We start from the raw sequence: 23775 nt of genomic DNA, 5'->3' as shown, positions 1-23775 counted from the left end.
TGTATAATGGCAACAATTGATCCTATCTTCGACCGGATGTCTTAAGTGGCTGAATTAACATCAGAACAATTAAAACCCGCTTTTGCGATTGAACAGTTCCCCAAGCTCAGCGAGCTTGAACCTATCCCCTTTGCTGCGCTGCAACCCAGAGCCATTTCCGGCATCAAACGTCTTGCCAGTTTTGATGGTGACTGTCCGGTCATGCTGCTCAACGGGTTCCCCGGTGCAGATTACGAAGGAGTTTGCCAGACGCTGATTGCCGACTCCAATGGCAAGGATGGTGACCTGTTTGATCTCTGCTACACCGAGAATCTGAACAACCCCTACAAGCCTATCTGGCTGCGCCTGCAACCGGGCACCGGCGTTGAGTTTTGCGAAATGGTTGGCGAGCTGCTCAAGCTGTTGAGCCACCATCTCGATGCCGAACGCATCGTGACCCGCATCATGCGCAAGCAGAACAATGATCCGAAAATCGATGATTTCCTCTCCGACCTGGCGGCTCACGTGGCATTGGGTCTGGAATTCCAGCACCCCATTCTGATCAACCTGTTGATCCATCACGAAGCGCAGGAAGCGCCGGTGATTTATGGCCGTGATCTCAACTGGGATACCCTGTTTGGCTCCATCAATTACCAGACAGAACAAGGCTCTGTCTATGCCAACCAGCACCTGTTGGAGCCTGGCTTGCTGCGCGAAGCCAACGGCGGTTACCTCATTTTGCAACTGGATGAGCTGCTGGATCAGCCGCACCTCTGGTTCAAACTGAAAAATGCCATGCAAAAAGGTGAGCTGGACTGGAACGCCTATCAGGAAGGGAAAACTCTGACCCCCTTCTTCGCGCCTGAAGCGACCCCCATCAAGCTCAAGCTGATCCTGGTGGGTGACCGACTGGACGTGGCCGAGTTCCAGATGCTGGATCGGGATATGTCCGAGCGCATCTTCCTGCGCGCTGATCTGGTATCAGAGGTGAATATTGAAGAGGATCTGCAGGAATTTCTGCAGTACCTGGCCTGGCTGCGCCAGCGCTGGAGCCTACTGGACTTCACGCCAGCCGCCCTCGCCGCCATTTGTCGTCATGCCAGCCGCCTCTGTGACCATCAGGAGTGGCTGTCGCTCTCCGAAGTGCAACTCTCCGCCATCATGCGGATGGCTGACAGTCTGGCCCGGGAGCTGGAATCTGATGTGGTCACCGACGAGCATATTCGCGGCGCACTGGAAGAGCAGGATTACCGCCTCAACTATCTGGTTGAGCAGTCCGATCAGGGGGTTATCGACGGCCAGATCCTGCTGCAAACCGATGGCGAAGAGATTGGCCAGATCAACGGCCTGTCGGTCATTCAGGTCTCCGGTCACCCCTATGACTTCGGTGAACCGGTGCGCCTCACCGCTACCGTACACCTTGGTGATGGCGATGTGGCGGATATCGAGCGCAAAGCGGAGCTGGCCGGTCATATCCACGCCAAGGCGATGATGATTATCCACGGCTATCTCTCCAACAAATTTGGTGCAGAGAACCCCTCCCCTCTGTCGGCCAATCTGGTGTTTGAGCAGTCTTACCACGAAATTGACGGTGACAGCGCCTCCCTGACCGGCTTGTGTGCCCTGCTCTCTGCCCTCGCCCGCCAGCCTATCTATCAGCACTTCGCCGTGACCGGTGCGGTCGATCAGTTTGGCAATGTGCAGGCCGTTGGTGGCGTGAACGAGAAGATTGAAGGCTTCTTCCGGGTGTGCAAAATCCACGGCATCACCGGCAAGCAAGGGATCATTTTGCCGGGCACCAACATCCAGCAGCTGAACCTCTCTGACGAGGTGATTGCAGCGGTTGAAGCAGGCCAGTTCCACATCCACCCGGTGGATCATGTGGAAGAGGCCATCGAGTTGCTCACAGGCTGTGTCGCCGGTGAGCCTGATATGCCCGATACCCTGTTTGGCCGTATTCAGGAGCGGTTGGACGAGTTGAACGGCTCCACTGCCAAAGTCGGACTGCTGCAATCCCTGCTGGGGCGCCTGTTTGGCCGCTGATGAAGTGATCGGAGTTGTTTAGCGAACAACTGTAAGCTAAATTGGCCCGGCTTTGACCCATTTGAAGGAAATACCGCGTGACCGTAGACAATACCACCATGGAAGCCCGCCTTTCCCTGTGCGAACAGGGCAAGAACTCTTTTACCCGTGAAGAGCTGCTGGCTTGCAGCCGTGGCGAACTGTTTGGTGAGGGTAACAGTCAGCTGCCTGCCCCCAACATGTTGATGATGGACCGCATCGTCAAGATCAATGACAACGGCGGCGAACACGGCAAGGGCGAGATCCTGGCTGAGCTCGACATTACTCCGGATCTCTGGTTCTTCGATTGCCACTTCCCGGGTGATCCTGTGATGCCTGGCTGTCTCGGTCTGGACGCCATGTGGCAGCTCGTCGGCTTCTTCCTTGGCTGGAAAGGCGGTCCTGGCAAGGGTCGTGCTCTGGGCGTAGGTGAAGTGAAATTCACCGGCCAGATCCTGCCGACTGCCAAGAAAGTGACCTACAAGATCACCTTCAAGCGCGTCATCAACCGCAAGCTGGTGATGGGGATTGCTGATGGTGTGGTCGAAGTTGACGGCCGTCCGATCTACAGCGCCACCGACCTGAAAGTGGGCCTGTTCAAAGATACCACCGCATTCTGATCTCTCTGATTGGTGGTAAAACAGCATTAACGCAAAGGGGCCACAACGGCCCCTTTCCTTTTGTAATGAGTGATGAAGTAACTGCTACTTCATGAAGAGGCCTGAGCCCCGCCCTTCCATGGCGTCACGCCAACCACCAAGCCAATGCCCTCGGGCATCCAGGCATTGATACGGACACGCTTCTTTCTGTTTGCCGACCACGCCAGCCTGATAACCACGAGCACGAGCTCTTTCCAGACGGTCCCGCTTCTGTCTCTTCATCATCTACGACCCTCTTCGTGGAACAAAAAAAGCGACCAATTCTGCATCGGTCGCTTTCATCTTTACTCCTGCGAGCGCACTGGGTCAAACAAAAACTTCCACCCTAACCGGGCTATGTGACACAAGGCACTGAACTGGATTAAGTTTTAATTACAAGGAACTTACTCCTGATTTTTGAGTCCTTCCAGCTCTTCCCAGCGAGCAAATGCCTGTTCCAGCGCGGCTTCAGCGGCATTGAGCGCATCCAGTTTCGGCTGGGTTTTATCTGCCGGCAGCGAGAAGAACCCTGGCTGGTTGATCTCGCTTTGCAGCGCATCCAGCTCGGCTTCCAGTTGTTCGAGACGAGCGGGCAACCCTTCCAGTTCAAGCTGCAGCTTGTAGGAGAGCTTCTTGCTCTTCTTCGGCGCTTCTGGCGCGGCGGCAACGACCGGCTCCGGGGCCTTGACCGCTGCACTCTTAGCCTGTTGTTGAGCGTTCTGCTGTTCTCGGGTCGCCATCATGTCGGCGTAACCACCCACGTAATCGCTGATGCGGCCATCCCCTTCAAACAGCCAGCAGCCGGTCACAGTGTTGTCGATGAAGCGACGATCGTGACTGACCAGCAGCAGGGTGCCGGGGTAGTCGGAAAGCAGCTCTTCCAGCAGTTCCAGGGTTTCCACATCCAGATCGTTGGTCGGTTCATCGAGGATCAGCAGGTTGCTCGGCTTGAGGAACAGCTTGGCCAGCAGCAGCCGGTTCTTCTCGCCACCGGAGAGCGCCTTGACCGGCGTACGGGCCCGCTTGGGCTCGAACAGGAAGTCCTGCAGGTAACCAAGAATGTGACGGGAGCGGCCACGCACCATCACCTCCTGCTTACCCTCCCCCACGTTGTCCACCACGGTCTGCTCGGGGTCGAGCTGCTCGCGGTACTGATCGAAGTAGGCCACCTCCAGATTGGTGCCCCCCTTGACGGTGCCACGGGTTGGCTCAAGCTGACCCAGCAACAGCTTGATCAGGGTCGATTTGCCGCAACCATTGGGGCCGACCAGCGCAATTTTGTCACCGCGCAGCACTTGCAGATCGAGCCCCTTGAACAGGGTGCGATCGCCAAAGTCCAGCCCAAGCCCTTCGGTCTCGAACACCAGCTTGCCGGAGCGATTGACCTCGTCCAGTTGCAGCTTGGCCTTGCCCTGCAACTCGCGACGCTGGGAGCGCTCCATCCGCATCGCTTCAAGGGCGCGCACCCGGCCTTCGTTACGGGTACGACGAGCCTTGATACCCTGACGCACCCACACCTCTTCCTGGGCCAGCTTACGGTCGAATTCGGCATTTTTCAGCTCTTCGACCCGCAGCCACTCCTCTTTCCCCTGCAGGTATTCGTCGTAGTTGCCCGGCCAGGAGGTGATGGCGCCTCGATCCAGATCGATGATCCGGGTTGCCAGCTTGTGGATGAACTCCCGGTCATGGGAGATAAAGACGATGGCGCCACGAAAATCCTTGAGGAAATCTTCCAGCCAGTTGATGGCTTCGATGTCCAGGTGGTTGGTCGGCTCATCGAGCAGCAACAAGTCGGGATCGCAAGCCAGCGCACGGGCCAGCGCCACTTTGCGCAGCCAGCCACCGGAGAGGCTATCGAGGGTCACATCGGGATCCAGCCCCAGCAGGGTCAACACCTGACTGATGCGGGTCTCGAACTGCCAGCCGTTCTGATAGTCGAGCTGCTCTTGCAACTCGCTCATCTTGCGAATGTTGGCATCTGACGGATCATGCGCCAGTTCCATGGAGATATGGTGATACTGTTTGAGCAGCTCCCCTACCCCGGCCAGTCCTTCGGCGGCATAGTCAAACACCGTCAGCTCGCTGGAAGCAGGCGGATCCTGCTCAAGGCGGGTCACTTTCAAATCTTGTTGCAGCACCAGACGCCCGTCGTCCAGCGGCAATTCGCTGGCGATCACCTTCATCAGGGTGGACTTGCCCGCCCCGTTGCGGCCAACCAGACAGAGGCGCTCGCCCCGCTCGATGGTCAATTCGGCATTGTCGAGCAGCGGGAAATCACTGAACGACAGACATGCGCCGTGCAATGTTAAAAGAGCCATGTGTGTTCCTTATTTCATATGAAAAAAACGGGCAGCAGACTAGGTCTGCCCCCGTTTTATCGTCAATCACTCTCACCCCTGACGGGCGGCCCAGCCCTTGAGCTCCACCAGCGTGAAGGGCCAGCCGAGCTCGCGGCCCGCCTCGTCACACAGCACCGGAATGCGCACCCGATAGGCGGCAAGCCACTGCTCATCATCCATGATGTCGCACTGGCGGGTGGTCGCGGCAAGGCCTGCCTCCTCCACCAGCGCCCAGGCCTGCTCGCACAGGTGGCAACCGTCGGTATGAAACAGGGTCAGCATCACGCCTCGCCTTGCTCCGGCGCATGGGTGATGATCCAGCAGTTGTGGATGTGCTGGTTACGTTCGAAATCCTTCGGTCGCGTCTTCTGGGTGATGTTCTGGGCCTTGAGACCAGTGGCCTCTAGACCGGCCAGATCCATCTTGAAGTGACGCTTGTTGTTGGAGAACACCAGAGTGCCGTCCGCCGCCAGCAGGCGCTTCAGGTGCTGCATCAGCAACAGGTGATCGCGCTGCACGTCGAAGCTCTCATCCATCCGCTTGGAGTTGGAGAAGGTGGGCGGATCGATGAAGATGAGGTCGTACTGATCATCGGCTTCAGACAACCACTTCAGGCAATCTGCCTGGACAAACTTGTGCTGACGGCCCACCAGCGAGTTGAGACGCATGTTGTCCTGCGCCCAGTTCAGGTAGGTGTGGGACATGTCGACTGTGGTGGTTTCGCTGGCACCGCCAAGACCTGCGTGCACGGTGGCACTGCCGGTGTAGGCAAACAGGTTCAGGAAGCGCTTGCCCTTGGCCATCTGACCCAGCATGCGGCGAGTCTGACGGTGGTCGAGGAACAGGCCGGTATCGAGATAGTCGTAGAGGTTGACCCACAGACGGGCACCGTACTCCTGCACTTCCATCCGGTGCTGCTCTTCGGAGAGCTTCTGATATTGCTGTTTGCCTTCCTGACGCTCGCGCACCTTCAGGATCACCTTCTCGCCGTCCATCCCGGTCACCTTGATGGCGGCCTGAACCATGTCGAGCAGACGCTGACGAGTCTTCTGGGCGGGGATGTCCTTGGGCGCGGCATACTCCTGCACCACCAGATAGTCCTGATAGCGGTCGATGGCGGCGTTGTACTCAGGCAGATCGGCGTCGTAGAGACGATAGCAGTCGAGATTCTCTTTCTTGGCCCACTTCTCGAGCGCTTTCAGATTCTTGCGCAGACGGTTGGCAAAGTCCTGCGCCACCTCTTTTTGCGAGGCGACGGCATCGAGCGCGATTTGATAATTACGCAGCTGACACTCGAGGGCGCCGTTGAACAGGCGGTATTGCTTGTCGGCGCGCAGGCGCAGACAGCTAAGCAGCTCGGGCGATGCAGAAAGAATGGAGACTTTCCAACCCTGGAAGCTGCGACGCAGAGCATCGCCCAGCGCCTGATGCACTTCCAGCAGGGCCGGGAACTCGCCAAGACGCTCGCCGTAAGGCGGGTTGGAGATCAGCATACCGACCTGACGGGCCTCTCCTTCCACAGTCGGCATCGGCAGCGGGTTTTCCAGCTGGGTCACATCGGCCTGTTTGAAGGTGATGAGGTGGGCCACACCGGCCGCCTTGGCGTTGTCGCGCGCCTTCATCAGCACGCGAGAGTCCGCATCGCAACCAAACAGCTTCACTTCACAACGCTGCATACCGCGTTTGGCGCGCACTTGCGCTTCCATCATCAGGCTTTGCCACAGCTCGCTATCGTGCTGCAGCCAGCGATCGAAACCGAAGCGCTCGCGGCGCAGCGCCGGTGCCATGTCGGCGGCGATAAAGGCCGCTTCAATCAGCAAGGTACCGGAACCGCACATAGGGTCCATCATGGGCTCACCGGCCCAGCCACTACGGGCAATCATGGCGCAGGCCAGGTTCTCTTTGAGCGGTGCTTCACCTGTGCCTTGACGATAGAAACGCTGGTGCAGCGCCGGGCCTGACAAGTCCAGCGTGATATTGGCCTTGCCTTTGCCCAGGTGCGCCATGATACGGATATCAGGCGACTTTTTGTCCACGTCCGGACGCACGTGACCGCGCTTGGTGAAGCGGTCGACGATGGCATCCTTGATCTTCAGCGCGCCATATTGGGTATTGCGAATGGCGGGGTTGGTACCGGTAAAGTCCACCGCGATGGTAGAGGTACCGGAGAAGTGCTCTTCCCAGGGGATGGTGTGGGCACCCAGATAGAGATCCAGATCGTCGTTCATCTGGAATTCGGACAGCACCAGCACAATACGGGAGGCAAAACGACTCCACAGGCAGGCCTTGTAGCCAATTGCCAGTTCGCCTTTGAAGTGAACGCCAGCCACGGTCTCACGGACCTGCTCTGCGCCCAGGGTGGTCAGCTCGTCGGCCAACAGGTTTTCCAGCCCCTTGGGGCAGGTTGCAAAAAATTCTTTCATCACGCTCACGGGGAACCCATAAAAATAGTGCCGCATTATACCTCATCAGGCGGGCTGGAGCATGCAAAAGTCGGCGCAAACAGCAGGATGGAAACAGATTGATAGGTGGTGAAAAGGTAAAAGGCCCCATGACTACCCGATGGCGAGATCATGGGGCCAGACATCATTTAGCGGATCACTTCATACGAGCCTTGAAACGGGGATTGCTTTTGCAAATCACGAACAATTTGCCCCGACGGCGCACCAACTGACAATCGGGATGACGCGCCCGTGCGGATTTGAGTGAACAGACGACCTGCATTCAGGACTCCTTCTTGCTTGAAAATGCGCCAAAGCGCTTGTTGAAACGGGCCACACTCCCCTCGCTCGATACCTGCTTCTGCTTGCCGGTATAGAACGAGTGCGACTGGCTGGAAACATCGAGCGATACGTAGGGATACTCCTTCCCGTCTTGCCACGTATAGCGGCGATCGCTCTTGATGGTTGAACCGATCAGGAAAAAGGCATCTGCCGCCGTGTCATGGAACAGCACCAAACGATAATCCGGATGAATATGAGGCTTCATGGCAACTCCATTTTGTTATGTTATAACAAAATGTAAGTGAGAATAGCTCTCGTTTCAAGCATCAAATGTCGTATGAAGAAAATCGCAGCAGTGAGTGATGTGTTGATAGCGAGGTGGAAGCACTACGCAAGCAGAACGAAACAAGAATGAGACACCATGCTTATAGCACGGAAGACCAAGATACTGCGTGGGTCAGAACACAAGGTGCAAGTGGATGTAACAAGCCTCAAGATAGGCTGAATTACAACCATGAAGATCAATGAGAATGGGCAAGATGTTCGCGGATCAATGAAGGATCAGAAACGAGGCGCGATTGAGGTGTCCACAGTTAAAACAGGCAGCGGTGTAATCACAGAGATAAAAAGATTGATGAATATATATCAACTGACCTGACGATATTGCTCGGTCACGGTAATACGCGGTTTCATCCGGTTATTCATCACCTTGATCACCCCGAAACGCGGCAAGGTTTTACTGGTGGTCAATACCAGATCGGCTGTGAGGTTCAAACAGACGCTGGCCTGATCCCCTGCCTCAATGACCATAAATTCGCCGTTACCATGAGGTGTATTCATCAGGACCAGATCACCGTTTTGCGGGATCACTTGCGGATGCTGTTCACTAAAAAACCAGCTTTGCGGCATCAGGGGTTTATAAAAGCGACTTACCGCGATGGCATTAAGCACCAACTGAACCTGATGGGGAATACTCCACTCAAGTTCGGCTGCTTTATCCATCAACTGATAATAGAGGGCGGCATCATCGACACAAAAAGGTTGGGTCGTAAACGAGCTGGGCACCAATTGTCGCCCTTTATACTCGGTCGCAAATAACATGTTATCAGACAGGTCCAACATCAGACGGTCACTCTGGGCATCATAGTGCCATTGCCAGCTATCGGTCGGTTGGATAAACATGTTGGAGCCCTTACTTGATAATTACCAGTTGACTTTATTCCATATGCAGGAAATCAGCAACGTCAAATAAAGGGCTCCGCCATCTATTTCTTAAATATTGGTCACAATCTCTTTGACCAACCCCGGCCCTTTATAAATAAAGCCGCTATAAATTTGTACCAGACTGGCACCGGCGGCCAATTTTTCACGAGCGGCCATGGCACTATCAATACCACCCACACCGATAATTGGCAGAGCACCATTGAGCGCCTTGGCCAGATGACGGATCACCTCGGTACTCTTGTGCTGCAGCGGACGACCACTCAGGCCACCCGCTTCACCGGCGTGGGGCATGTCATAAATCATCTCGCGCTCGAGGGTGGTATTGGTGGCGATAACCCCATCAATACCATTCCGTACCAGCGAAGCAGCCACCTGATCTATTTCTTCAAGGCTTAAATCCGGGGCAATTTTAACCGCCAGCGGCACATACTTTTTATATTGAGCGGCCAGCTCTTGCTGACGCACCTTGAGGGCGGCCAGCAATTCATCCAGCGCCTCGCCATATTGCAGCGAACGCAAACCCGGGGTGTTGGGGGAAGAGATATTGACGGCAATATAACCGGCATGATCATAAACCTTGTCCATGCAGATCAGGTAATCATCCTTGCCCTGTTCGATGGGAGTGTCTTTGTTCTTGCCGATATTAATGCCGATGACTCCCTGATATTTGGCCTCTTTTACCTTGGCCACCAGATGATCCACCCCCTTGTTGTTGAATCCCATCCGGTTGATGATCCCCTCTGCCGGAATAACCCGGAACAGGCGCGGCTTGTCATTGCCGCTTTGGGGTCTGGGGGTGACGGTACCGACTTCGATAAAACCAAATCCCATGGCGCCCAGCGCGTCAATGCACTCACCATCTTTATCCAGACCGGCCGCCAATCCCACCGGATTGGCAAAAGAAAGCCCCATGACAGTGACGGGGCGTTTCGGCAAATTCTGGCGGAAGAAACAATCGAGTGGCGTACCGAGAAGGCGGGGCAAATATTTCATGGAGAGATCGTGAGCCTGTTCCGGATTGAGTTTGAACAGGAAATGCCTGGCGATGGGGTACAACATCTTTGCTCCTTAAAGAAAGCCCCGGCAACTGGCCGGGGCTTTGGGTGTAATGTCGGTGTCATGCCTTAATCTGGCAATTAAAGTGCCCGACAATTCAACTGGAGCAGGTTCAACTCTCGCAAGGCCACCGAGAACTTGGCGAACTCGTGGGTACTGGTGGTCTTGAAGTCGGCCAACATGTGGGTCCAACGGGACAAGAGTTGCTCATGCTCCGAAATCCAGTCGGCCAGTATGGTAGCGCATTCTCCCTGATCTTTGCACCCTTCCAGTACCACAGAAGTGAGACTGCGTTGCTGCCAGTCAAGATCTTCGCGGAAGGAGGCACGCGCCATCGCCTGCCAGTGGTTGCCGACTGGCTGATGGTTGATCTGGTCGAGGAACCAGTGCAGATCCAGTTTGGCTCCGAGGCGATAGTAGACATTGGCGGCACGCAGGATATCGGTCTTGTGCTCCGCGGCAATCTGCGCCAGATCCAGGCTGGAGAAGAGGCTGCTCATATGGGCGACCTGACGGGCAATGGCCTCCGGCACCTGTTTCTCCATCCACTTGGCTACAACCTGACGATGCTCGGCCACTTCGCTCTCATCCATGACCTCGTAGAGGTGCTTCCCTAAGGTTTCGAACGCCGGGCGGAAGAAGGCGATGTTCTCGCTGATGCTCCAGCTGCGATTGCGGGCGCGCAGGAACCAGCGGGTGGCACGGCGCACGATGCGGCGGCTGTAGAACATCAGTTCGAGCTGAGTCTGGGCATCCACCAGGTTGTCGCACCCTTCGATATCGCGCCACAACTGGTTCATGCCAAACACTTCGCGGGCCATGGCAAAGCAGCAGGCCACTTCGGCGACCGAGGCACCGGTCTCGTCCTTCATCCGGCTGGCGAAGTTGAGCCCCATGTCGTTGACCAGCATGTTGGCCACCCGGGTAGCGATTATCTCGCCGCGTAGCGGGTGATCGGCCAGCTGGGCACCAAACTGCTGCTGTACTTTGGCCGGGAAGCTGGTGACCAGCATGTTGGCGAGGAAGGGCTCGTCGGTCACTTCCGGGCAGTTGAGCTGCTCTTTCAGCACCATCTTGCCGTAGGCCACCAGCACCGCCAGTTCGGGGCGGGTCAGCCCCTGCCCTGCCGCCATCCGTTCGGAGAGTTCTTCGTCAGAGGGGAGGAACTCCAGCGCACGATCGAGCTTGCCTTCCCGCTCCAGCCCCTGAATAAAGCGCTGTTGTTCTTTCAGTTGTTCAGAACCGCGGAAGCTGGTGACCGAGATGGACTGGGACTGGCGATAGGCGTTGGTGATCACGATCTGCGCCACGTCGTCGGTCATCTCATACAGCATCTGGTTACGCTGCTTGAGGGTCAGATCCCCTGCCGCCACCAATTGGTTCAGCAGGATCTTGATGTTCACCTCGTTGTCGGAGCAGTCCACACCGCCCACGTTGTCGGTAAAATCGGTGTTGATGCGACCGCCCTGACTGGCGTACTCCACCCGGCCGAGCTGGGTAAAGCCAAGGTTGCCCCCCTCACCCACAATACGGGCCCGCAGATCGCGACCATTGACCCGCAGAGCATCGTTACTGCGATCGCCCACCTCGGCATCGCTCTCGCGAGCGCTCTTCACATAGGTGCCGATGCCGCCGTTCCACAGCAGGTCGACATTGAGGCAAAGCAGCGCCTTGATCAGCTCGTTCGGCGCCATGCTGGCCTTGTCAGTGCCGAGCAGGGTCTGCATCTCGGGGCTAAGCTTGATGGACTTGGCAGAGCGCAAGAAGATGCCGCCCCCTTGTGATATCAGCTCACGGTTGTAGTCATCCCAGCTGGAGCCCGGCAGATCGAACAGGCGCTGGCGCTCGACAAAGCTCTTGGCCGCATCCGGAGTAGGGTCAACGAAGATGTGCATGTGGTTGAACGCACCCACCAGCCGGGTGTGCTCGGAGAGCAGCATGCCGTTGCCGAACACGTCGCCGGCCATGTCCCCAATCCCCACGCAAGTGAAGTCGGTGGTCTGGCAGTTGACGCCAATTTCACGAAAATGCCGCTTGACCGACTCCCAGGCACCACGGGCGGTGATGCCCATCTTCTTGTGGTCGTAACCGACCGAGCCGCCGGAGGCGAATGCATCGCCGAGCCAGTGACCGTATTCGAGGCTGATCTCGTTGGCAATATCCGAGAAGGTGGCTGTGCCCTTGTCTGCGGCGACTACCAGGTAGTAGTCATCCTCATCGTGACGCACCACGGATTTGGGCGGGATCACCTCGCCGCCGATGATGTTGTCAGTCACATCGAGCAGACCGCGAATAAACAGACGATAACAGGCCTTGCCCTCCTCCTGGATGACGGCACGGGGTGCCCCCACCGGCATCTGTTTGCAGTAGAAACCGCCCTTGGCCCCCACCGGCACAATGACGGTGTTCTTCACCTGTTGGGCTTTCACCAGACCCAGCACTTCAGTACGGAAATCTTCTTTACGATCGGACCAGCGCAGGCCGCCACGGGCAACCTTGCCCCAGCGCAGATGCACCCCTTCCACCCGCGGCGAGTAAACGAAGATCTCGAATTTCGGCAGCGGCAGTGGCATGTCGGTGATGCTGGACGGCGCCAGTTTGAAGGAGATGTAGGGCTTGATGTTGCCCGCCTTGTCCAGCTGGTAGTAGTTGGTGCGCAGGGTAGCGTCGATCATCTCCACATAGCGGCGGATGATGCGATCGTCATCCAGGTTGGCCACCTGATCCAGCTTGGCGGCAAGCTCCTCGTGCAGCTTGGCCTGTACCTTGGCGTCCTGCTTGCCGACAGGATCCAGGCGCTGTTCGAACAGAGCAAACAGCAACTGGGCAATGTCGGGGTAACGGGTCAGGGTCTCTTCGATATAGGACTGGCTGAAGGAAACGCCGGTCTGACGCATGTATTTGGCATAGGCGCGCAGCACCGACACTTGGCGGCCGGTAAGTCCCGCCCCCAGCACCAGCCGGTTGAAGCCGTCATCTTCCAGCTGCTTGTTCCAGATGGCGGCAAACGCCTGCTGGAAGCGCTGCTGGCTCTGGGCCAGATCAAAGGGCTGCTCGCCGTGCAGCAACATGGAGAAGTCGAGGATCCAGAACAGATCGCCCCCCGGAGTGCGTACCTGATACGGGGTCTCGCCGATCACCCGCAGTCCCATGTTCTCCAGCATCGGCAGCACGTCGGAGAGGTGAATGGGTTCGGTACGGTGGAACAGCTTGAGCCGTACCCGACGGTCGTTCTCCTCCTCCTGCGCGCGGTAAAACAGCATCCCCAGCGGCTCGGCTTCGCTCAGGTTATCGAGCGCCATGATGTCGGCCACGGCAGAGCCAGGCAGCACATCTTCCTTGTAAGCACGGGGGAAGGCGGTACTGAAACGGCGGCGCAGCTCGTTGCCACGGGCCTCGCCATAGTGGGAAAGCAGCACGGAGTCGAGTCGATCGTCCCAGCTGCGGGCCGCTTCAATCAGGTTGTTCTGTACTTCGTTCACATCCACATCCACGTTGTTGTTGTTGACCCGCACTATGTAGTGGGTCCGTGCCAGCACGCCTTCGGTGAAGTAGACGTTGAACTCCACCTCTTCGTTGCTGCCAAAATACTTCTGCAAAATTTGCTGGGTTTTGATCCGCAGCGCCGTGTTGTAGCGCTCCTTGGTGACATAGACCATGCAGGAGAAGAAACGACCATAGACATCCCGGCGCACGAACAGCCGCAGCATGTCCCGCTCCTGCATCTCCAGCACGCCAAGACCGGTGGCCAGCAGCTCCTCTTCACGGGCCTGGATCAGCTCGTCACGGGGATAGGTTTCCAGCACGTTCAGCAGCGCCTTGTAGGCGTGGGAGCCCTTCTCGTGACCAGAGGCAGCCATGATGCGTTCGAGACGATGGCTGATGAGCGGGATCTGGGTCGCGCTGGTGTTGTAGATGGAAGAGGCGTAAAGACCTATGAAGCGATCTTCCCCGATCACCTTGCCATGCTCGTCAAAGCGCTTGATGCCGATGTAATCCACATAGGCCGGACGGTGCACCCGTGACTTGCTGTTGGATTTGGTGAGGATCAGCAGGTCAGAACTCAGGGCGGCGTGACGGGCGCTGGCCGGCATGTTGCCAAGGCGCTGACCCACCTCCTTGATGGAGTTCTTCATCAGCCCCAGGCTGGAGCTCGCCTGCGGCAGGATCTCGTGATCCCCCTCCACGGCCTTGACGTCGTAACGGCGATACCCCATCAGGGTGAAGTTGTGGGCAGCCACCCATTTGAGAAAGGCAACGCAGGAGGCCACCTCCTCCTTGCTGACCGGGTGCTTGCGCTTGGGCAGTTCGTCGATGATCTCATTGAGCTTGGCCAGCATGGGCTGCCAGTCGCCGACTGCCAGCGCCACTTCACCGGCCACCGAGTTAAGCTCGGCAGCCAGCGCGGCCATCTGCTCCTCGCTGGTGAGGTGATCGATCTCGATAAGGAATGCCGTTTCAACCGAGGTCTGCCCGTCGGTGTTGTCGAGCTCCAGAATGGCGTCAATCTTGCCATCCGCACCACGAATGAGGTGCAGCGGTTGGTGCAACATCATGTGGGCGGTGATATTGAGTCGCTTGAGTGCCATCCGGATGGAGTCCACCAGGAAGGGGGAGTCCTGCAGGATCACCTCGACGATGGTATGGGGCGATTGCCAGCCGTGACGGGTCAGCTCGGGATTGTAGACCCGGATGTAGGGATCGGTGCCGGTGCGCAGATTGAGGGCATTCCACAGGCTAAGGGCCGCGCCGTAGAGATCGCTGTCATTGCGATCGTGCAGATCGGAGCTCGCCATGTTGCCGTAGAACTTGGCAACGAAGCGCTCGACCAGAGAGGCACTGTTTTTGGGCAACTTCTGATGGATCAGACTGAGAACGTTTTCGAGCAGAACTGAGGTAGGGGCGTCTTTCAATGCCATTTTTATATTCCTTATCGGACGACATTAACCACCGACGCAGAGGCAACCACCCTGGTTACCCGCTGGTGCAGAGTTGTTGCGAAGTGTAATGGCTTGGCTAAGGGAAGGCGAGGAAAGGTGCTAACGAGATGTTAAAAACAAGGTACAGATCACGGCTTAAACTGTGAGAAATTTTGCAAATAACCAAAAATACAGAAATTCCCACTACCTTTGTGCCAGTTTACCGGATAGATAGTGACGCAAAGCAGATAAACAGTCGGTAATCTGTTCGATTTTTGTTAACTTATGCGTTCGAGACTGATGAAGCGATAATCGTCCTGAGTTTTGAGCCGAAAATAGCCATGAACCCCGCTGACAGCGACAAATGGCCGGATTTTCTCCAATCCCAGCTCGATGGTTAATCCCTGCTCGGTACGCACCACCAGCCGTCTGGCATGGCCCTGATACATCAGCATCACCTCATCGCTATTCAATGAGAGCCGAAAAGTAAACTGCTTCACGCTTGCTCCTGATCACACGACAAATCACACAATAGGGGCAGGCGCATTCACGCCCCTGCCCCGTCGATACTTACTGCTGCAGCGCCTTGCTGACCTTCTCGAACAGATCCCGTGCCAGCCCCTCAAGGTTGGCAAGACGGGTCAGCTCGGCGCGGACCAGCGCCTTGCGCGCCTCATCCAGTCGCTTGAACTGGATAAGCGGAGTGATGAGGCGGGAGGCCACCTGCGGATTGACCTCGTTGAGCTCGATCAGCAGATCGGTCAGGAAACGGTAACCGCTGCCATCCACCGTATGGAACTGCACCTGATTGCTCATGGCGAAGCTGCCGATCAGCGCCCGCAGCCGGTTCGGATTGCGAATGCTGAAAGTGGGGTGATTCATCGCCTGTTTCACTTCACTCAGCACATCGGCAGCCGGTTTGCTGCCAATCAGCCGAAGCCAGTTGTCCAGCACCAGTCCATCCTTGGCCCACTTGCCTTCAAAATCGGACAACAGCGCGGCACGGCATGGCAACAGATAGCCGTTGGCCACCTGCAACGCCGCCAGGGTGTCGGTCATGTTGTCGGCAGTTGCATACTGCTCGCGCACCAGCGCATCAGCATGCTCCGCATCCAGTGCCGCCAGATAGCCGAGCACGACCCCTTTGAGGGCCCGTTTGGCCATGTCGGCATGCACCACCTGATAACCGTTCAGACGCAAACTCTGATAGGTTGCCGCCAAGCGCGAACCAAAGGCCTCGGCAAGACGGGTGTGGATCGCGTCGCGTACCTGATGGATGGCATCGATATCGGCCACCTCGAACAGCTCGGCCAGGGTCGCCTCACCGGGCAGCGCCAGGATCTCCGCCTTGAGGGCCAAATCCAGTTCACTGTCGTCCAGAATGGCGACGAAGGCTGCCAACAGGGTTTGGGAGAGCTCAACCCCCTGCCCGTGCAGGACCCGCGCCACTCCGTCGATGACCGCCTTGTTGATCAGCATCTGGGCAGCATCCCAGCGGGCAAACTCGTTGCGGGCAAAGCGCATCAGGAAGGCGAGCGCTTCGTCGCTGTAGTCATAGTGCAGCTTGACCGGCGCGGAGAAGTCCCGCAGCAGGGAGGGAACAGGCTTGACCGGCACCCGATCGAATTCGAAGGTCTGCTCCGCTTCCAGCACGTCGAGCACGTTGCCGATGGCCTTTCCCTGATACTGCAGCGCAATGACGGCACCCTGCTCGTCATAAAGCTCGATATCGAGAGGGATGTGCAGCGGCAGCTTTTGCGGTTGATCCTGAGTCGGCGGGGTGTGCTGGCTCACATGAAGGCGATAGATACCGCTGGCGGCATCGTACTCGTCGGTCACGGTCAGCTCGGGGGTGCCGGACTGGCTGTACCAGCGACGGAAACGACCGAGATCCACACCGGAAGCATCCTCCATCGCCTGCACGAAATCATCACAAGTAGCGGCCGAGCCGTCGTGACGCTCGAAGTAGAGACGCATACCGGCCTGGAAGGCATCTTCCCCCAGCAGGGTGTGCATCATGCGGATCACTTCCGACCCTTTTTCATAAACGGTCAGGGTGTAGAAGTTGTTCATCTCGATCACCACATCCGGGCGGATCGGGTGCGCCATGGGGCCGGCATCTTCCGCAAACTGCGGGCCGCGGACGGTACGCACGTTGTTGATGCGATTGACGCCACGGGAGCCCAGATCAGAGGAGAACTCCTGATCCCGGAACACTGTCAGCCCCTCTTTCAGGCTGAGCTGGAACCAGTCGCGACAGGTGACGCGGTTGCCGGTCCAGTTGTGGAAATACTCATGACCGATCACCCGTTCGATGCCGTGGTAGTCGCTATCGGTGGCGGTGGCCGGATTGGCCAGCACGAACTTGGAGTTGAAGATGTTGAGCCCCTTGTTCTCCATGGCGCCCATGTTGAAGAAGTCCACCGCAACGATCATGTAGATGTCGAGATCATACTCGAGGCCGAAACGCTGCTCGTCCCAGCGCATAGAGTTAATGAGGCTCTCCATGGCAAAACCGGCGCGATCGAGGTTGCCCTTGTCGACGAAGATCTCGAGGGCCACCTTGCGGCCGCTCTTGGTGGTGTAGTGGCTGCGCTCCACATCGAAATCACCGGCAACCAGCGCAAACAGGTAGCTCGGTTTGGGGAAAGGATCCTGCCACTGTACGAAATGACGGCCGCCATCGAGATCACCGCTGTCGACCTTGTTGCCATTCGAGAGCAGGAAGGGGAACTGGGCTTTGTCGGCGGTAATGCGGGTGCTGTAGCGCGCCAGAATGTCGGGGCGGTCCAGATAATAGGTTATGCGGCGAAAACCTTCCGCTTCACACTGGGTGCAGTAGGCATCGCCTGACTTGTAAAGCCCTTCCAGAGCGGTGTTGGCGGCCGGATCCAGCAGGGTGACAATGGTCAGCACACATTCGGCCGGCAGGTTGAACAGGGTCAAACTGCTCTCGCCTTGCTCGTAGTGGTCACAGGGAATGCCATCAATGGCAACGCTTTTGAGGGTCAGTTGCTCACCATCGAGGACGAGCGGCGCATTGTGCTCGCCGTTGCGACGAATGCGGGTGATGGCGGTGACCTGGGTCAGCGGCCCCTGCAGTTGGAAATCGAGGTCGATGGTGTCGATCCAGTAGAGCGGCGCCTGATAATCCTGGCGATATTTGGCCGTCATGGCCTGGGAGTGATCGGTCATTATTGTCTGCTTCCACGCTTGTTAAAGGCGAGAAAGAGGCTGTCACAACCAACTGGCGGGGTCAAACAATTTGCATTACGTCAGATACGCCAGACAAAAAGAAAGGGCGACCGCAGTCGCCCTTGTGCATTGGAGGTCGCTTTGTCAGCTGCGTTTGCTGACCTTGGCCAGATCTGCCGTGATATTGGCCGCTTCGATGAGATACTCATCCGGCGCTTCAAAATCAGCGGGCAGCTCATCCAGACTCTTCACCGCCGGCTTGCCAAGACGTGCCAGACGCTCGTTGGTACGTTTGAGCGCTTTCTCATCCTGTTTCGCCTGCTCTGCAACACGCTCCGCCTCGTTGAGGGAGACCGACTTCTTGTCTTTCTCCTCCTTGTAGTCGGCGATGTCCTGCATCACATAGGCAAACTCGGGATCCTTGGCGATCCGGGCATCGTGCGCCGCCTGCAACTTGGGCAGTACGCTGGCAAAGTTGCCGAGTTTCTCGTAGTTGGCGGAGGCAATCTTGTCCCACGGCAACGCATTGAACTCACGGCTTTCGCCCGTCTCTTCCGGAGCAACCGGTGTCGGGAAGCTGATATCCGGCGCAACGCCCTTGTTCTGGGTGCTGCCACCGTCGATCCGGTAGAACTTGGCGATGGTGTACTGCACGTGACCCAGCGGCTGCTCGTAGAAGTCATAGACCTTGGCGAGGCTGCGATGCTGCTGCACCGTCCCCTTGCCGAACGAGTTTTCACCCAGAATCAACGCGCGGCCATAATCCTGCATGGCCGCAGCGAAGATCTCGGAAGCCGAGGCACTGTAGCGGTCGATCATCACCGACATCGGGCCGCCGTAGTAGACGTTGCCATCGTCATCGCCATTGACCGTGATACGGCCCATGTGATCACGAATTTGCACCACGGGACCGCTGGCAAAGAAGAGACCGCTGAGGGCGGAAGCTTCAGTCAGAGCGCCGCCGCCGTTACCGCGCAGATCAATGATCAAGCCATCGATCTTCTTCTTGTTGAGGCTCGAGAGCTCCTTGATCACGTCATCGTGCAGATTGACGTAGAAACTCGGGATCTCGATGACACCAATCTTCTTGCCTTCGGCGTTAATCACCTTGGACTTGGCAGCCCGATCTTCAAGGCGCACCTTGTCGCGGGTCAGCTCGATCTGCTCGGTCTTGGCAGTTGCGCCTTTGCCGCGCTGGATCTCCAGCTTGACCTTGCTCCCTTTGGGCCCCTTGATGAGCTCGACTACGTCATCAAGACGCCAGCCGATCACATCGACAATCTTGCCATCTTCCTGCCCCACCCCGGTGATCTTGTCATCGGGTTTGAGGTGGTTGGATTTGGCAGCCGGGCCACCAGGCACCAGAGAACGGATGACGGTAAAGTCATCTTCCGCCTGCAACACGGCACCAATCCCCTCGAGCGAGAGGTTCATCTCGGTATTGAAACGATCGGCACTGCGCGGTGAGAGGTAACTGGTGTGCGGTTCGATGGCGCGAGCGAAGGAGTTCATGAAGAGCTGGAAGACATCCTCGCTCTCGGTCTGGGACATCCGCTTGATGGCGTTGTTGTAACGCTTGCCAAGCAGCTCCTTGATCTCGGGCCACTCCTTGCCGCTGAGCTTGAGACTCAGGGCATCGAACTTGACCCGCTGACGCCACAGCTCGTTGAGCTCTGCTTCATCTTTGGGCCAAGCCGCCCCTTCCCGATCAAACACATAGTTGTCGGTCTGGGTAAAATCGAAAGGAGTATCAAGCAGTTTGAGGGCGTATTCGAACCGCTCATAACGCCGCTGCTGACTCAGGTTGAACATCTCGTAGGCGGGAGCCAGACGGCCTCTTTCGAGGTCGGTGTCAAAACCGTTACGGTACTTTTCAAAACGGCTGATATCAGAGGCCAAAAACAGGTTGCGGCTGTAGTCCAGATTCTCCAGATATTTATCGAAAATCACGGAGGAAAAGGCATCGTCCAGCTTGAACTGTTTGTAGTGCGAGCGGGTAAACAGATTGGTAATTCGCTTGCTGGCCGTAGCATGTTGGCTCTCTTGAGCCAACACAGGCAAATCACTCTCCTTGAGCACCGGCTCGATGGCCTGTGCAAGCCCGGCAAGCGCCAGGCTACAGGCAACGAGGGAAAAACGAATTACGCCATGCTTCAACATTTGTCTCCTTAGAGAACCAAGTGCTCTGATTTGACCCGCACCATCATGCCGGTCTGCAGTTGGACCTGTACATCGTCCTTGGTTACTTCCTTGATGGTTGCCGGAACCGGGAATTTACCCATAACGACGCGCACATCCTGGCCCACTTTCAGCGTAGCGGCATCCACTTTAACCAGCGGAGTGTCAGCGACCGGTGCCTTGGCGGCAGCTTTCGGCTTGGCAGCTACATCAGCTTTCTCGGTTTTCTCGGTTTTGCGCACAGCAGGACGACGGGGCTTCTTGGCCTTCTCATCCTTCTCTTTGGTATTGGTACGACGGCTGGCGAATACGCGCTCTTTGCTCTCTTTCAGAGCTTGCTTGGCGTGCTCGATGTGTTCTTCGGTCAACAGCTCGCCCGGGTTGCCATCCAGATCAACGCGAGCCTGGCCAGCTTTGAGACCGTGCAGGTAGCGCCAGCTGGAGGTGTATTGACGCAGTGCGGAACGCAGCATGGTCTTGGAGACTCTGGCATCGTCAGCAAGACGCTCGGCCAAATCCTGGAAGATGCCAATCTTGAGCGGCTTGGCCTCTCCTTCAGCAACGAAGCAGGCCGGGAATTTCTCGACCAGGTAGGCAACGATCTCTTTACTGTTCTTCAGCTTCTCAGTGTTTTCCATGTATAACCTTGGCTTTCATATAAACGCACGGGCACGTCCCGAGCACAACAAAGGCCCCATTATAGAGAGCTTGGGGCCTTTTGCGAACCATCTAGCAATGACTTAGAGCATGCTTTCCAAAATTTGCACCGTTTCTTCGAGGCCAATCCGGTCTTGCTGGTCGAAACGGTTAAAAATCGGACTGTCGATATCGAGTACCCCGATGATCTCGCCACCACGGCGCACCGGGATCACGATTTCCGAGTTGCTCGCGCCATCACAAGCGATGTGACCGTCGAACTGGTGGACATCGTCAATGAGCTGGGTTTTCCCCTCTGCCACTGCCGTACCACACACCCCACGGCCGACCGGGATCCGCACGCAGGCCGGTTTGCCCTGAAATGGCCCCAATACCAGGGTCTCGCCCTGCAACAGATAAAAACCGACCCAGTTGATCTCCTCCAGCTCCTGATTCAGCAGCGCGGATAGGTTGGCCAGATTGGCAATCAGATCGGTTTCCCCCTCCAGCAGCGCCTTGGCCTGCTGGTTGAGGGTGCGATAAAACGGTTGTTTTTCAATCATGATTAAATGAACTTCACTCCCTGATGGTTTGGGGAAGGTAACGCCTGGCCGGGAAATTTCAAATATTTTTTCCACTCTCCACCTCTTGCGCCGTTATTCCCGGGCAACGGAAAGCGCCAATTGCTGGCGTTGACCATTACTCCACTCGATATTTAACAACCAGATCATGACGGGTGATGTACAGCTCCCCACCTGGGTCACCCCCTGCCACTGTCCGTCTATTTCTTCAAAACTCACCGGAATGGTGCCCATAAACATATCTTTGCCTTCGAGTGTCGCTTTCACCGGTTTGATGGCCGGATCGCCGCCGGTAATAGCGATGGCAAAGTCATGTTCAGCGCGCAGCGGTAATTCCTTGATGGCGACCGTCAGCGGCTTGTCACCAATCAGCGCGCTGCAAGGGGTGTGGGAAAGATCACAAATCTGATCTTTTTTCTGGTCAGCAGAGACGCTGTTATCGGCCGAAAACCAGGTGCGATAGGCCATCAGCGCCAATAACAGCGCCAATACCAGTACGAGGTGCAAAACTTTACGTGCGGTAAGTCTCTCTTTCATCAAAAACAGCCCGATTAAGATGCAATTAAAATAGTTTTTTGTGATCTCGAACAAGGTAAAAAACTGCCATATCGAGACCGGACGGAGCCAAATATATCACTGTTTATACTGTTATTTTACCTGTCAGTTCAGTATCATTCCCATGCAGTTTTCATTTAGCCATCTTTTGCTTTTCCTTTCGTTAACAGATGTTAACAACTGGTCGGCGGTGGCTGATGAAGCCAGTCCGGTTCTCCGGATACAAAACCAAACAACAGCAGCATCGGAAGCGGAATATAACGATGAGCCATACAACTAACCATCCTGAGTACAACTACACCGTTGTTCGCCAGTTTACCGTCATGACGATTGTCTGGGGAATTGTCGGCATGTCGGTTGGCGTACTGATCGCAGCCCAGTTGATCTGGCCTGCCCTCAACTTCGAGACCCCGTGGCTGACTTACAGTCGTCTGCGGCCCCTCCATACCAACGCAGTGATCTTCGCCTTCGGCGTCAGTGCACTGATGGCCACCTCCTTCTACGTGGTGCAGCGCACCTGTCAAACCAGACTGTTTGGTGGCCCGCTGGCAACCTTCGTCTTCTGGGGCTGGCAAGCAATCATCCTCTCTGCCGCCATCTCTCTGCCGCTGGGTTACACCTCCGCCAAAGAGTATGCCGAGCTGGAGTGGCCGATTGATATCGCCATCACTGTGGTATGGGTCGCCTATGCCATCGTCTTCTTCGGCACCCTGATGAAGCGCACCACCTCCCACATCTATGTGGCGAACTGGTTCTTCGGCGCCTTCATCATCACCGTTGCGGTGCTGCACATTGTCAACAACATGGAAGTGCCGCTCTCCGGCATGAAGTCCTACTCCATGTACTCCGGCGCCATGGACGCCATGGTGCAGTGGTGGTATGGCCACAACGCGGTAGGCTTCCTGCTGACCGCCGGCTTCCTGGGGATGATGTACTACTTCGTGCCCAAGCAGGCCGGTCGTCCGGTTTACTCCTATCGCCTCTCCATCGTGCACTTCTGGGCGCTGATCTCCCTCTATATCTGGGCCGGTCCGCACCACCTGCACTACACCGCACTGCCTGACTGGGCTCAGTCACTGGGCATGGTGATGTCCCTGATCCTGTTTGTCCCCTCCTGGGGCGGCATGATCAACGGCATCATGACCCTCTCCGGTGCCTGGCACAAACTGCGTTATGACCCCATCCTGCGCTTCCTGATCGTCTCTCTCTCTTTCTACGGCATGTCGACCTTCGAAGGCCCGATGATGGCGATCAAAACCGTCAACGCCCTCTCCCACTACACCGACTGGACCGTTGGTCACGTTCACTCCGGTGCGCTGGGCTGGGTTGCCATGGTCTCCATCGGTGCGGTCTATCACCTGATCCCGAACTTGTTCGGCCAGGGCCGGATGTACAGCGTCAAGCTGATCAACGTTCACTTCTGGCTGGCGACCGTGGGCACCGTGCTCTACATCGTTGCCATGTGGATTTCCGGCGTGATGCAGGGCCTGATGTGGCGTGCAGTCAACGAAGACGGCACCCTGACCTACAGCTTCGTTGAAGCGCTGCAGGCATCCTATCCCTTCTATTTCGTGCGCTTCCTGGGTGGCTGCTTCTTCGTCACCGGCATGTTGCTGATGGCTTACAACGCCTATCGCACCATCACTGCGCCCAAAGGTTCTCTGGAACCTGTCGCCCAGCCAGCATGATTG

18 protein-coding genes are annotated in these 23775 nt (G+C 56.8%); 3 read left to right on the top strand and 15 right to left on the bottom strand.

Annotated elements, in window-relative coordinates; all coding sequences use genetic code 11:
* Positions 1-45: 45 nt before the first annotated feature.
* Both I6L34_RS21670 and fabA read left to right on the top strand, forming a co-directional pair.
* Positions 46-2022 (top strand): Lon protease family protein, encoded by a 1977-nt coding sequence (locus I6L34_RS21670; protein WP_058057026.1) that lies wholly within the window; start codon positions 46-48, stop codon positions 2020-2022.
* A 98-nt stretch (positions 2023-2120) separates the two neighbouring features.
* Positions 2121-2660, top strand: coding sequence for a 3-hydroxyacyl-[acyl-carrier-protein] dehydratase FabA (fabA, locus tag I6L34_RS21665; RefSeq protein ID WP_196783564.1), 540 nt, complete (start codon positions 2121-2123; stop codon positions 2658-2660).
* Between the two features lie 84 nt (positions 2661-2744).
* On the opposite strand, the gene rmf is transcribed toward fabA, so the two are convergent.
* From rmf to I6L34_RS21590, 15 genes are all read right to left on the bottom strand, one after another.
* The gene (rmf, locus tag I6L34_RS21660; RefSeq protein WP_010674759.1) at positions 2745-2921 is read right to left on the bottom strand and encodes a ribosome modulation factor; all 177 of its coding nucleotides are present in this window, start codon (positions 2919-2921) and stop codon (positions 2745-2747) included.
* A gap of 161 nt (positions 2922-3082) precedes the next feature.
* On the bottom strand, positions 3083-4996 hold the full coding sequence (locus tag I6L34_RS21655; RefSeq protein ID WP_058057025.1) for an ABC transporter ATP-binding protein: 1914 nt from the start codon (positions 4994-4996) through the stop codon (positions 3083-3085).
* Positions 4997-5068: 72 nt separating this feature from the next.
* Positions 5069-5299: a glutaredoxin family protein gene (locus I6L34_RS21650; protein ID WP_021230102.1), complete on the bottom strand. Its 231-nt coding sequence runs from the start codon at positions 5297-5299 to the stop codon at positions 5069-5071.
* A complete protein-coding gene (rlmKL, locus tag I6L34_RS21645) occupies positions 5299-7476 on the bottom strand; it encodes a bifunctional 23S rRNA (guanine(2069)-N(7))-methyltransferase RlmK/23S rRNA (guanine(2445)-N(2))-methyltransferase RlmL (protein ID WP_058057024.1) in 2178 nt (725 codons plus the stop codon). The genes I6L34_RS21650 and rlmKL overlap by 1 nt, the downstream gene beginning before the upstream one ends.
* A gap of 139 nt (positions 7477-7615) precedes the next feature.
* Positions 7616-7741: a type B 50S ribosomal protein L36 gene (gene ykgO / locus I6L34_RS21640; RefSeq protein ID WP_005336596.1), complete on the bottom strand. Its 126-nt coding sequence runs from the start codon at positions 7739-7741 to the stop codon at positions 7616-7618.
* Positions 7742-8005 (bottom strand): type B 50S ribosomal protein L31, encoded by a 264-nt coding sequence (locus I6L34_RS21635; protein ID WP_058058151.1) that lies wholly within the window; start codon positions 8003-8005, stop codon positions 7742-7744. It abuts the gene before it with no gap.
* Between the two features lie 380 nt (positions 8006-8385).
* On the bottom strand, positions 8386-8922 hold the full coding sequence (locus I6L34_RS21630) for a cell division protein ZapC (RefSeq protein WP_005336600.1): 537 nt from the start codon (positions 8920-8922) through the stop codon (positions 8386-8388).
* 90 nt (positions 8923-9012) lie between these two features.
* On the bottom strand, positions 9013-10023 hold the full coding sequence (pyrD, locus tag I6L34_RS21625) for a quinone-dependent dihydroorotate dehydrogenase (protein WP_005336601.1): 1011 nt from the start codon (positions 10021-10023) through the stop codon (positions 9013-9015).
* 77 nt (positions 10024-10100) lie between these two features.
* Positions 10101-14939 (bottom strand): NAD-glutamate dehydrogenase, encoded by a 4839-nt coding sequence (locus I6L34_RS21620; protein WP_075114645.1) that lies wholly within the window; start codon positions 14937-14939, stop codon positions 10101-10103.
* A gap of 278 nt (positions 14940-15217) precedes the next feature.
* Entirely contained in the window at positions 15218-15439 is a 222-nt protein-coding gene (locus I6L34_RS21615) for a DUF2835 family protein (RefSeq protein ID WP_216955323.1), read from the bottom strand.
* Positions 15440-15509: 70 nt separating this feature from the next.
* On the bottom strand, positions 15510-18134 hold the full coding sequence (gene pepN, locus I6L34_RS21610; RefSeq protein ID WP_216955322.1) for an aminopeptidase N: 2625 nt from the start codon (positions 18132-18134) through the stop codon (positions 15510-15512).
* A gap of 144 nt (positions 18135-18278) precedes the next feature.
* Positions 18279-20294 (bottom strand): carboxy terminal-processing peptidase, encoded by a 2016-nt coding sequence (gene prc / locus I6L34_RS21605; protein WP_005351922.1) that lies wholly within the window; start codon positions 20292-20294, stop codon positions 18279-18281.
* Positions 20295-20302: 8 nt separating this feature from the next.
* Positions 20303-20950 (bottom strand): RNA chaperone ProQ, encoded by a 648-nt coding sequence (gene proQ / locus I6L34_RS21600; protein ID WP_216955321.1) that lies wholly within the window; start codon positions 20948-20950, stop codon positions 20303-20305.
* 102 nt (positions 20951-21052) lie between these two features.
* Positions 21053-21511: a GAF domain-containing protein gene (locus tag I6L34_RS21595; RefSeq protein ID WP_088868948.1), complete on the bottom strand. Its 459-nt coding sequence runs from the start codon at positions 21509-21511 to the stop codon at positions 21053-21055.
* 93 nt (positions 21512-21604) lie between these two features.
* Entirely contained in the window at positions 21605-22066 is a 462-nt protein-coding gene (locus I6L34_RS21590) for a hypothetical protein (protein ID WP_005351925.1), read from the bottom strand.
* Between the two features lie 281 nt (positions 22067-22347).
* On the opposite strand from I6L34_RS21590, the gene ccoN reads away from it, so the two are divergent.
* Positions 22348-23772: a cytochrome-c oxidase, cbb3-type subunit I gene (ccoN, locus tag I6L34_RS21585; protein WP_005336616.1), complete on the top strand. Its 1425-nt coding sequence runs from the start codon at positions 22348-22350 to the stop codon at positions 23770-23772.
* Positions 23773-23775: the final 3 nt, after the last annotated feature.

It is taken from the genome of Aeromonas sp. FDAARGOS 1404 (assembly GCF_019047085.1).
Taxonomy (GTDB): Bacteria; Pseudomonadota; Gammaproteobacteria; order Enterobacterales; family Aeromonadaceae; genus Aeromonas; species Aeromonas veronii.
Note: the sequence above shows the minus strand (reverse complement) of the source record. Positions and strands in the feature narration are given on the sequence as shown.

Coding starts and splice junctions, on each gene's coding strand:
- fabA (WP_196783564.1), top strand. CDS start 2,121: ATGGAAGCCCGCCTTTCCCTGTGCGAACAGGGCAAGAACTCTTTTACC.
- rmf (WP_010674759.1), bottom strand. CDS start 2,921: ATGAAGAGACAGAAGCGGGACCGTCTGGAAAGAGCTCGTGCTCGTGGT.
- I6L34_RS21655 (WP_058057025.1), bottom strand. CDS start 4,996: ATGGCTCTTTTAACATTGCACGGCGCATGTCTGTCGTTCAGTGATTTC.
- I6L34_RS21650 (WP_021230102.1), bottom strand. CDS start 5,299: ATGCTGACCCTGTTTCATACCGACGGTTGCCACCTGTGCGAGCAGGCC.
- rlmKL (WP_058057024.1), bottom strand. CDS start 7,476: ATGCGGCACTATTTTTATGGGTTCCCCGTGAGCGTGATGAAAGAATTT.
- ykgO (WP_005336596.1), bottom strand. CDS start 7,741: ATGCAGGTCGTCTGTTCACTCAAATCCGCACGGGCGCGTCATCCCGAT.
- I6L34_RS21635 (WP_058058151.1), bottom strand. CDS start 8,005: ATGAAGCCTCATATTCATCCGGATTATCGTTTGGTGCTGTTCCATGAC.
- I6L34_RS21630 (WP_005336600.1), bottom strand. CDS start 8,922: ATGTTTATCCAACCGACCGATAGCTGGCAATGGCACTATGATGCCCAG.
- pyrD (WP_005336601.1), bottom strand. CDS start 10,023: ATGTTGTACCCCATCGCCAGGCATTTCCTGTTCAAACTCAATCCGGAA.
- I6L34_RS21620 (WP_075114645.1), bottom strand. CDS start 14,939: ATGGCATTGAAAGACGCCCCTACCTCAGTTCTGCTCGAAAACGTTCTC.
- pepN (WP_216955322.1), bottom strand. CDS start 18,134: ATGACCGATCACTCCCAGGCCATGACGGCCAAATATCGCCAGGATTAT.
- prc (WP_005351922.1), bottom strand. CDS start 20,294: ATGTTGAAGCATGGCGTAATTCGTTTTTCCCTCGTTGCCTGTAGCCTG.
- proQ (WP_216955321.1), bottom strand. CDS start 20,950: ATGGAAAACACTGAGAAGCTGAAGAACAGTAAAGAGATCGTTGCCTAC.
- I6L34_RS21595 (WP_088868948.1), bottom strand. CDS start 21,511: ATGATTGAAAAACAACCGTTTTATCGCACCCTCAACCAGCAGGCCAAG.
- I6L34_RS21590 (WP_005351925.1), bottom strand. CDS start 22,066: ATGAAAGAGAGACTTACCGCACGTAAAGTTTTGCACCTCGTACTGGTA.
- ccoN (WP_005336616.1), top strand. CDS start 22,348: ATGAGCCATACAACTAACCATCCTGAGTACAACTACACCGTTGTTCGC.